Genomic DNA, 8,631 nt, shown 5'->3' on the forward strand with positions numbered 1-8,631 from the left:
CCGCGGCCGCCTGTTCGACCAGGGCGGCATTCTGCTGCGTCACCGAATCCATCTGTGAAATGGCGTCATTGATTTGCCTGATGCCGGCATCTTGCTCGTGGCTGGCGGCGGCGATCTCGTTGATGATATCGGAAACGCGCTGCACGCTGGAGAGCACCTCCTCCATCGTGGTGCCGGCCTGGTCGACCAGCTTGCTGCCGGTGCCGACCTTGTCCACGGAATCCTCGATCAAGGCTTTGATTTCCTTGGCCGCTGCCGCGGAGCGCTGCGCGAGGCTGCGCACTTCCGACGCAACCACAGCAAAACCGCGGCCCTGTTCACCGGCGCGAGCGGCTTCGACGGCGGCATTCAGCGCGAGGATGTTGGTCTGGAACGCAATGCCATCGATGACGGCGATGATGTCGACGATCTTGCGCGACGATGCATTGATGTCGCCCATCGTCCGCACCACCTGCGACACGACGGAACCACCGCGGGCGGCCACGTCCGACGCGGTGCGCGCGAGATTGTTGGCCTGTGCCGCATTCTCCGAATTCTGCTTGACGGTGCCGGTGAGTTCCTCCATCGAGGAGGCGGTTTCTTCCAATGATCCAGCCTGTTGTTCGGTGCGCGAGGACAGGTCGAGGTTGCCGCGGGCGATCTCGGACGAGGCGTGCGCGATCTGGTGGGTACCGTCGCGTACCTGGGCCACGATGCGGGCCAGGTTGTCGTTCATGACGTTGAGCGACTTCAGCAGGTGGGCGGTCTCATCCTTGCCTGTCACTTCAATGCGCGAGCGGAGGTCGCCGGATGCAACGGTTTCGGCAAGCAGGACTGCCTTGTTGAGCGGGACGGTGATGCTGTGCACCAGCCAGTAAGTGACCGCGCCGCCGAGGCCGATTGCGCAGACGCTCACCGCCAGCAGAAGGAGGGACGCATTGCGGTAGCTTTGCTCCGACAGCGCCACGCTGTCGGCAGCGAGCTTGCGGGACTGTTCGACCACGTAAGCGACGATGTCGTCGATCTTCTTGGTTGGTGCGCGGTCCATGCCGCGCACGAGGCCGTCGACGATCTTCGGGCTTTCCGGGTTGGCGGAGTCGTACTTTTTGGCGGCGTCCAGGTATTTCGCGCCCAGTTCGCGGTGTGCGCCGGCGGCATCGTCGACCAATGCCGCGTCGAGGCCGAGCCGGCCCAGCTGGGTCTTGAGCTTGTTCAGGCTGGCCTGGGTTTCTTCGCCTTTCTTCTCGAATTCCTTTGTGTATTTTTCAAGTGCGGCGGGATCGTGGCCGCGCAGCAGGAGGTTTTTCCATTCCTGTACCTGGATCTTGAATTCGACTTGCGCGAGGCGCGCGGTATTGACGGAATCTTCCAGCAGCGATGCACGCTCCATGGAGGCAACGGCATTGGCATTGGACTGGCGCAGGGTCTGCCATCCACTGAGGCCTATGAGGAGAACCGCTGACAGCAGGAAGCCTGCGAGGACGGCCAATCGGGTGCCGATGCGATAGTCGGTTAATCTCATGATGGTCCTTGAATGGAGACTTGACGATGGAGGACAGTGCCCAGTGCGTTGCGATGGCCGTCATCTGCTGCCGCTTGCACAACGATGCCCGTACTCGTGCAATTAAACAACAAGAACGAAAAGCGTGTTGCGGCGGTACACCGAATTGACATGGCGACGGGGAATAAGCGAGCATTCGTGCTTCGCCGTTCGCCAGCATTTCGAATCACGCATCACATGGCCCGCATCCTGATTGTTGAAGACAACCCCGCCAACATGAAACTCGCCGCGCTCGTGCTCTCGAGCGCGGGGCATGCCGTTATCCAGGCGAGCACCGCGCGCGAGGGCATCGCGCTTGCCTTGAGCGAACGGCCTGAATTGGTGTTGATGGATATGCAACTGCCGGACATGGATGGCATGGAAGCCACGCGCATCCTGAAAGCAGCGCCGGAGACATCCGGCATTCCGGTCATCGCCGTGACTGCTTCCGCAATGAAGGGCGACAAGGAGCGCGTGCTGGAAGTCTGCGACCATTACATAGAAAAGCCGATCTCCTACAAAAGCCTGATCGCCGAGATCGCCAATATCACACGCTAATTCTCCGGGTGGAAGCGCATGCACTCGGTATTCACGGTTTCGCGAATGATTTCCGCCAGGCGCCGCGTGCCCGGCCCCGCGCTGTCCGGATCGGCCAGCACCATGTAAAGCTCGACGAAACGTTCACCGGCCGCGCCCATCGGCAAGGGCTTGAGTTCACCTTCCTGCAATTCCTTCAGGATCTTTTCTTCCGGGTACCACGCAAAGCCGAAACCCCGCTTGGCCGCCTCGATCGAGGTTGCGGGATGGCTTACCGTCCAGCGCTGGGTCACATCGAGCAAGGCCTTGGTGTCGCGGCGCGTGCCCGATTCGCGAATCACGAGATGGCGGTGATGGCGCAGGTCATCGATGTTCACGTCGCGCCCGATCTGGTGCAAGGGATGGGAAGGGCTGGCGGCGGGAATGAAGCGCATGCGCATCAGCGGGATGCCAAGGAAACCCGGGGGGACCGCGTTGGCGATTGCAATGTCCGCCGCACCGGTCAGCAAGGCTTCGGACGTGCCCGCGAGCACCGATTCAATGAGTTCGATACGCGTATGCGGGCTTTCCTTTCCCAGCTTTTCAAAGCAGCCGAGCAGCAGCCAGGTCGGGAAAATGATTTCCGCCGCCACCCGGATTTCGGCCTCCCATCCGGCTGAGAGCCTGCGTGCCGCCCGTTCCAGCGCACTCGACTCGTCGAGCAGGGCGCGTGCACGGCGGTAAAGGAACTGGCCCGTGGGCGTAAGGATGGCCTTGCGCCCCTGGATCTCGAAGACTTTCACATCCAGCAATGACTCGATCTTTTGTACCGCATAGGTCACGGAGGATTGGCTTTTATGCAATTTTTCCGCCGCCTGTGCGTAGCCGCCGGTGTCCACAACGGTAATCAGGGTGCGCCATTGCTCGAGGGTGATGTACTGGTTTTCCATTTATCTAACCAATAGATGGATTGACGCTAATTATTCTACTTTTTTATCGATTCATTCAATAGTTTAATACGCATACCAACTCACATACGGAGGAATCGATGAAAACCCTGCTCCAACTGAACACCAGCCTGTTTGCCGACAACAGCCAGTCCAACCGCCTGTCGAATGAATTCGTTGCCGCATGGCGTGATGCCAACCCGGACGGCAAGGTTATCGTTCGAGACGTCGCCGCCGAGCCGATTCCTCACCTCGATGGGCAACGTTTCGGTGCATTCTTGTCCAAGCCTGAAGACCGCACGGCGCAGCAGCAGGCAGTGGTCGATTTCTCCGACACGCTGATCGAAGAACTGCGCAACGCCGACGTGATCGCCCTCGGCCTGCCCATGTACAACTTCGGCATCCCGTCGGTACTGAAAGCGTACTTCGATCACATCGCCCGCGCCGGCGTGACTTTCAAGTACACCGAAACCGGACCCGTCGGCCTGCTGACCGGCAAGAAGGTCTATGTGTTCGCGACCCGCGGTGGCAAGTACCTCGGCACGCCCGCTGATACACAGACCGGCTATGTGCGCGATTTCCTGCGCTTCATCGGCATGTCGGATGTCGAGTTCGTGTATGCAGAAGGACTCGCCATGGGCGACGAAAGCAAGACGGCTGCGCTGGCCAAGGCGGACGAAGTCATCCGTGAACTCGCCGCGCCCTTGCGCGAGGCAGCCTGAGCACGCGTAGTACACAATGGAAGCTGGACACAGCAACTGAACCCTTGTTGAAAGAACTGCCATGACCACCGTCACCACCCGCACGCTCCAACGCGTGATCGAAGGCCTCGCCACGTCCGACGGCGCCGGCGTCAAGCTGCGCCGCAGCCTCGGGCAGGGACAGGGCAGCCGTCTCGATCCGTTCCTGATGCTCGACGAGTTCTCGTCCGACAACCCGGGCGATTACATCGCCGGTTTTCCGCCGCACCCGCACCGCGGGTTCGAGACGGTCACCTACATGCTCGACGGCCACATGCGGCATGAAGACCATCTCGGCAATGTCGGCGAGCTGAAGAACGGCGGCGTGCAGTGGATGACGGCAGGTCGTGGCATCGTGCATTCCGAGATGCCGCAGCAGGAAGAAGGGCGCATGCGCGGTTTCCAGTTGTGGATCAACCTGCCGGCAAAGGAAAAGATGAAGCCGGCCGGCTACCGCGACATTCCGCCTGCGGAAATCCCGGTCGCCGATCTCCCTGGAGGCGGAACGGCGAAGGTGATCGCCGGGACGCTGAACATCGACGGCAAGGAAGTGGCCGGCCCGATCCAGGGGCTGAGCACCGAGCCGCTGTATGTGGATGTGGTGTTGCCGGCGGGCGCGGCGTTCTCGCATGCGCTCGACAGCCACCTCAATGCTTTCATCTACGTCTATGAAGGCAGCGTGAAGATCGGCGACGCCGCACCGCGCCCGCTGAAGTCGCAGAGCGCGGGTTTCCTGTCGCCTGGCGACCAGGTGGATGTGCGTGCGGACGAAGGTGGCGCGCGTTTCCTGCTGCTTGCAGGACGTCCGCTGAAGGAGCCGGTCACGCAGTACGGACCTTTCGTGATGAACACTGTCGAGGAAATCGAACAGGCCATCACGGACTTTCAAAGCGGCAAATTCACGCAAGCGCCGGCTTGAGCGGATAATGGGCGGGATCTGAAAACAAGGAGACTGCCCATGACCTTCGCGCTCATCAAACCCCACACCAAGGATCTCGGCGGCGGTTTCATGGTCCGCCGGCTGCTGCCGAGCCATCCGCACAAGATGGTCGGGCCCTTCATTTTCTTTGACCACATGGGACGCGTGGATTTCGCGCCCGGCGACGGCCTGGATGTGCGTCCGCATCCGCACATCGGCCTGGCGACGGTCACTTACCTGTTCGACGGTGCCATCCTGCATCGCGATTCACTGGGGTCCATACAGGAAATCCGTCCCGGCGACGTCAACTGGATGACCGCAGGGGAAGGCATCGCACATTCCGAGCGCTCGCCCGATGCAATACGCAATACCGGTGGCGCGCTCGAAGGCATCCAGATCTGGATTGCATTGCCAAAAGTACATGAAAAAGTAGAGCCATCCTTCGAGCATCATCCGGCTGCCAGCCTGCCGATGATTGCCGCCGACGGACTGAACCTGCGCCTGATTGCCGGTAGTGCCTTCGGCCTGCGTTCGCCGGTTACCACCTACTCCCCGATGTTTTACGCCGCGCTCGAAATGGAGCAGGGCGTGAAGTTCGAATTGCCTGCCGAGTATCCGCAGCGCGGGGTCTATCTTGCCGGCGGAGAGATCGAAATCGATGGCGCGCCGCTCGCCGAAAGGCACATGGCCGTGCTGACCAGCGGCCAAACCCTTACAATAGAGTCAAAAACAAGGGCGCGCGTCATGCTGTTGGGCGGGGAACCGATCGATGGCGACCGATACATCTGGTGGAATTTCGTTGCGAGCAGCAAGGAGGCGATCCAGGTGGCGAAGGAAAGATGGCGTGCGCAGGGATTCGGCAAGGTGCCGGATGAAACCGAATGGATTCCCTTGCCGGATGAACCGAAGCCGGCGGAGTCTTTCAGCTAAAATCCATGCCTCGCTTCAACTGGGACGATTCATAATGAACAACACCGGAGACCAGAACACGGCTGCAGCCGGCTCCGACAAGATTTTCGATCACGTCGCCACGTCGCTCCTGCCGACGAAACACGGCGAGTTCCGTATTCATGTCTACCAGCCGCTCGGCGAGTCCGTCGAGCATGTCGCCATCGTCAAGGGCGAACTCAAGGGCCAGGAAAAGGTCCTCGTGCGTGTACATTCCGAATGCCTGACCGGCGACGTGCTCGGCTCGCTGCGCTGCGATTGCGGCGAACAGCTCGACGCTGCGCTGGGCAAGATCGCAGCAGAAGGACTGGGCGTCGTCGTCTATCTGCGCGGTCATGAAGGCCGCGGCATCGGCCTTGCCAACAAGATCCGCGCTTACCAGCTGCAGGACCAGGGACAGGATACGGTCGAGGCGAACCTCGCACTCGGCCTGCCGGTTGATACCCGCGACTACCAGGTGGCGGCACAGATCCTTGATGACCTCGGCGTGCGCTCGGTGCGCCTGATGACCAACAATCCGAAGAAGATGAAGAAGCTGGCGGATTACGGTATCCATGTCGATGAACGGATTCCGGTGCTGACGGCGCACACGCCGCACAACATCGGTTACCTGCGCACCAAGCAGCAGAAGCTGGGGCATATGCTCGATTTCGAGCAGGAGTGATTTTTATCCTTTGCCTGCGGGCGCTGTCGTTTGATTTTCAGCATCCCATATCCCCGTCATTCCCGCGCAGGCCTCGGCGGCCCCGCAGGAATGACGGGGAAAAAATAGTGCGAGAAAACAAAGGCAGTCTCCCGCCTGCGACCACCTGACGCATTTCCATGTCCCCCGTAAAACAAGCACTCATCTCCCTCCTCGCATTCGCCACCATCGGCACATCCCACGCCGCCGCCCCCATCAAGCTCGGCATGATCGAAGGTCTCTCCGGCCCCTTCGCCAATGCCGGCAGCGCGGTCGTGCGCAACATCCAGCTCGCGATCGAAAACGTCAATGCGCGCGGCGGCGTGAAGCTGCCTGACGGCGCGCATCCGCTGGTGCTGACCACGTACGACAACAAGCAGGGCGTCGAAGAATCGCTCATCGGCCTGCGCCAGATGGCCGACCAGCATGTCGGCTTCATCCTGCAAGGCAACAGCTCGGCAGTTGCCGCCGCACTGATCGACGGCATCGACAAGCACAACCAGCGCACACCCGGCCAGCGCATGCTGTTCCTGAACTATTCCGCCGTCGATCCCGCGCTGACCAACGACAAATGCAGCTTCTGGCATTTCCGCTTCGATGCCAATGCCGACATGCGCATGCATGCGCTGACTGAAGTCATCAAGGGCGACACGGGTGCAAAGCGCGTCTATCTGATCGGGCAGGACTATAGCTTCGGCCAGCAGCTTGCGCGCTCGGCCCGCGCGCAGCTGGCGAAGAAGCGCCCCGACATCGTCATCACCGGCGACGAGCTGCATCCGATCGGCAAGATCAAGGATTTCACGCCCTATATCGCGAAGATCAAGGCCAGCGGTGCCGACACTGTCATTACCGGCAATTGGGGCAATGACCTGACGCTGCTCGTAAAGGCGGCGAAGGAGGGCGGGTTAAATGCGAAGTTCTACACCTTCTACGGCAACGGCCTCGGTGCGCCTGCAGCGATTGGCGAGGCCGGCGTGGGCCGCGTGCGGGCCGTCGCGGAATGGCATCCGAACACCGGCCAGGGCATGAAAACTTCCGCCAGTGACGATTTCTACCGCGCCTTCCGCAAGCGCTATCCGGCCCCGGAAGACGACTACGTGCACCTGCGGATGCACCTGATGGTCGATATGCTCGTGTCCGCCATCGAGAAGGCGAAGACGACCGAGGCGGCAGCCGTGGCAAAGGCGATGGAAGGCGCGCGTTTCCGCAATGGCTTCCACGAAGCGACGATGCGCGCGGACGACCATCAACTGCTGCAGCCCTTGTACGTCTCTACCATGCGCAAAGTCGCTGACGGTTCGGTGCGCTTCGACAACGAAGGCAGCGGCTACGGATTCAAGACGGAGCGCTACCTGAGCCTGGCCGAAACCACGCTCCCGACGAGCTGCCGCATGAGGCGTCCTGACTGATGCACCGTTACAATAGGCGGGACTGACTGCGCTTATTCCACAGGAGTTTCCCTTGCTCACCCCCGAACACATTCCCGCCGAGCGCTTCGACGATGCGGTCGATGCGCTGCGCCGCATCCGCGAGATTTACGATGCCGGCATCACGCACCTGCGCGAACACTTGCAGCGCTTCGTCAGCGGCGAAAGGATGCCCTCGCACGTGCGTGCCTGCTATCCGTATGTCCGCATCCAGACCGAAACGGTGGCACGCGCGGATTCGCGGCTGTCCTACGGCTTCGTTGCGGGTCCGGGCACCTTCGAGACGACCATCACGCGGCCGGACCTGTTCGAGAACTACTACACCGAGCAATTGCGGCTGCTGCTGAAGAACCACAGCCAGAACCAGGAAGTTCAGCTTGAAGTCGGCGTCAGCTCGCAGCCGATCCCGGTCCATTTTTCTTTCGCGCAGGATGACCACATCGAGGGCAGCATGAGCGCCGAGCGCCGGCTGTCGCTGCGCGACATGTTCGACCTGCCGGACCTCGGCGCAATGGATGACGGCATCGCCAACGGCACCCACGAAACGCGCCCGGGGGAAGCGCACCCGCTGTCGCTGTTTACTGCGCCGCGTGTCGATTATTCGCTGCATCGCCTGCGGCATTACACCGGGACGGCGCCGGAGCATTTCCAGAACTACGTGCTGTTCACCAATTACCAGTTCTACATCGACGAGTTCGTGCGGCTCGGCCACGAGATCATGAACCGCGTGCCGGATCCCGACACGCCGGACGATGAAGACCATTACATCGCCTTCGTCGAACCAGGCAATGTGATCACGCGCCGCGTGGGCGAGGCGGTGCAGGAGGGCGACGACCTGGGCAAGGCACCGCCGCGATTGCCACAGATGCCGGGTTACCACCTGATCCGTGCCGACGGCAGCGGCATCACGATGGTCAACATCGGCGTCGGTCC

At 61.2% G+C, this 8,631-nt stretch carries 9 protein-coding genes; 7 read left to right on the top strand and 2 right to left on the bottom strand.

Annotation, left to right across the window (positions count from 1 at the left end; genetic code table 11):
- On the bottom strand, positions 1-1,501 hold a 1,501-nt coding region (locus AYR66_RS30350), incomplete at its 3' end, for a methyl-accepting chemotaxis protein (protein WP_088709585.1).
- Positions 1,502-1,537: 36 nt separating this feature from the next.
- Here AYR66_RS30350 and AYR66_RS04025 point away from each other — a divergent pair.
- The gene (locus AYR66_RS04025; RefSeq protein ID WP_234814738.1) at positions 1,538-2,077 is read left to right on the top strand and encodes a response regulator; all 540 of its coding nucleotides are present in this window, start codon (positions 1,538-1,540) and stop codon (positions 2,075-2,077) included.
- Here AYR66_RS04025 and AYR66_RS04030 read toward each other — a convergent pair.
- Positions 2,074-2,985, bottom strand: a complete 912-nt coding sequence (locus AYR66_RS04030; protein ID WP_088706464.1) for a LysR family transcriptional regulator — start codon at positions 2,983-2,985, stop codon at positions 2,074-2,076. The genes AYR66_RS04025 and AYR66_RS04030 overlap by 4 nt on opposite strands.
- A gap of 98 nt (positions 2,986-3,083) precedes the next feature.
- Here AYR66_RS04030 and AYR66_RS04035 point away from each other — a divergent pair, with 98 nt between their 5' ends.
- The 6 genes from AYR66_RS04035 to AYR66_RS04060 all read left to right on the top strand — a co-directional run.
- Positions 3,084-3,704 (top strand): FMN-dependent NADH-azoreductase, encoded by a 621-nt coding sequence (locus AYR66_RS04035; protein WP_088706465.1) that lies wholly within the window; start codon positions 3,084-3,086, stop codon positions 3,702-3,704.
- 61 nt (positions 3,705-3,765) lie between these two features.
- Entirely contained in the window at positions 3,766-4,641 is an 876-nt protein-coding gene (locus tag AYR66_RS04040; RefSeq protein WP_088706466.1) for a pirin family protein, read from the top strand.
- Between the two features lie 39 nt (positions 4,642-4,680).
- Positions 4,681-5,571 carry a pirin family protein gene (locus tag AYR66_RS04045; protein ID WP_088706467.1) on the top strand — a complete coding sequence of 297 codons (891 nt, stop codon included), beginning with the start codon at positions 4,681-4,683 and terminating at the stop codon, positions 5,569-5,571.
- 34 nt (positions 5,572-5,605) lie between these two features.
- Positions 5,606-6,253: a GTP cyclohydrolase II gene (ribA, locus tag AYR66_RS04050; RefSeq protein WP_206047046.1), complete on the top strand. Its 648-nt coding sequence runs from the start codon at positions 5,606-5,608 to the stop codon at positions 6,251-6,253.
- Between the two features lie 158 nt (positions 6,254-6,411).
- A complete protein-coding gene (locus AYR66_RS04055; protein ID WP_088706469.1) occupies positions 6,412-7,680 on the top strand; it encodes a branched-chain amino acid ABC transporter substrate-binding protein in 1,269 nt (422 codons plus the stop codon).
- 52 nt (positions 7,681-7,732) lie between these two features.
- The coding region (locus AYR66_RS04060) for an AMP nucleosidase (protein ID WP_088709586.1) at positions 7,733-8,631 on the top strand (899 nt) is incomplete at its 3' end.

Source organism: Noviherbaspirillum denitrificans, from assembly GCF_002211445.1.
In the GTDB taxonomy this organism is placed as follows: domain Bacteria; phylum Pseudomonadota; class Gammaproteobacteria; order Burkholderiales; family Burkholderiaceae_D; genus Noviherbaspirillum; species Noviherbaspirillum denitrificans.

Excerpts from the sequence above, each read along its gene's own strand:
- AYR66_RS04045 (WP_088706467.1), top strand. The coding sequence starts at position 4,681 with ATGACCTTCGCGCTCATCAAACCCCACACCAAGGATCTCGGCGGCGGT.
- AYR66_RS04035 (WP_088706465.1), top strand. The coding sequence starts at position 3,084 with ATGAAAACCCTGCTCCAACTGAACACCAGCCTGTTTGCCGACAACAGC.
- AYR66_RS04030 (WP_088706464.1), bottom strand. The coding sequence starts at position 2,985 with ATGGAAAACCAGTACATCACCCTCGAGCAATGGCGCACCCTGATTACC.
- AYR66_RS04055 (WP_088706469.1), top strand. The coding sequence starts at position 6,412 with ATGTCCCCCGTAAAACAAGCACTCATCTCCCTCCTCGCATTCGCCACC.
- ribA (WP_206047046.1), top strand. The coding sequence starts at position 5,606 with ATGAACAACACCGGAGACCAGAACACGGCTGCAGCCGGCTCCGACAAG.
- AYR66_RS04040 (WP_088706466.1), top strand. The coding sequence starts at position 3,766 with ATGACCACCGTCACCACCCGCACGCTCCAACGCGTGATCGAAGGCCTC.